This window comes from Pseudomonas sp. GW823-FHT02C02, from assembly GCF_058797635.1.
Map to the genome: position 1 here is coordinate 1 of NZ_JBXAJV010000042.1, position 832 is coordinate 832.

Consider the following 832-nt stretch of genomic DNA (forward strand, 5'->3'; position numbering starts at 1 on the left):
GATATCCGCGAGGACATGGCGGCGAAGTTTGCCGGCGCGGTGAATACCGGAAAGACGATGGTCCTGGAAGCTGGCATGAAATATCAGCAGGTGTCCATGACGCCTGAGGATGCCCAAATGCTGCAGACCCGGGCATTCAACGTTGAGGAAATTTGCCGGTGGTTTCGTGTTCCACCTTGGATGGTCGGGCATACGGCGAACAGCACCAGCTGGGGCACGGGCATGGAACAGCAGATGCTTGGATTCCTTAGCTTCTCACTGTTGCCCTGGATGAAGCGCATCGAGCAGAGCATCAATCGCCGCCTGTTGCGGCCGGATGAGCGCCGCCGGTTCTACGCCAAGTTCAACCCCGAGGGATTGTTGCGAGCCGATAGCGCTGCCCGCGCAGCCTTTTACAGCTCGATGACCCAGAACGGTATCTACACCCGCGACGAGTGCCGGATCAAAGAGAACCTCGCACCCAAAGGCGGCAACGCCGCACAGCTCACAGTTCAGTCAAACATGCTGCCGATCGACAAGCTCGGTGGTGATGCCGGCGATGCCCAGCAGGCGCGTTCAGCGTTGATTGATTGGCTCAACGACAAGCCAAAAGGTAATTCTGAATGAACCGAAAAGACCAATCGGTGGCGGTGAAGTACCGCTCATTCGACTACGACGTAAAGGCTGTCAGCGATGACGGCCTTTTTTCTGGGTACGGTTCCGTTTTCGGCGTGATCGACAGCTACAACGAAGTGGTTGCCCCGGGTGCGTTTCTCGAGTCCATCGCCGATTTGAAGGCGAAGTCTCGGTCGCTTCCGGTTCTGTGGCAGCACCGCACCGCCGAGCCAATCGG

The 832-nt window shown here is 57.9% G+C and carries 2 protein-coding genes; both read left to right on the forward strand.

All coding sequences use genetic code 11. The features are described 5' to 3' along the window. A partial coding sequence (locus tag AC1ROI_RS33875) for a phage portal protein (protein WP_492572978.1) occupies window positions 1-606 on the forward strand: 606 nt, incomplete at its 5' end. Then, a partial coding sequence (locus AC1ROI_RS33880; protein WP_492572977.1) for an HK97 family phage prohead protease occupies window positions 603-832 on the forward strand: 230 nt, incomplete at its 3' end. The genes AC1ROI_RS33875 and AC1ROI_RS33880, both read left to right, overlap by 4 nt.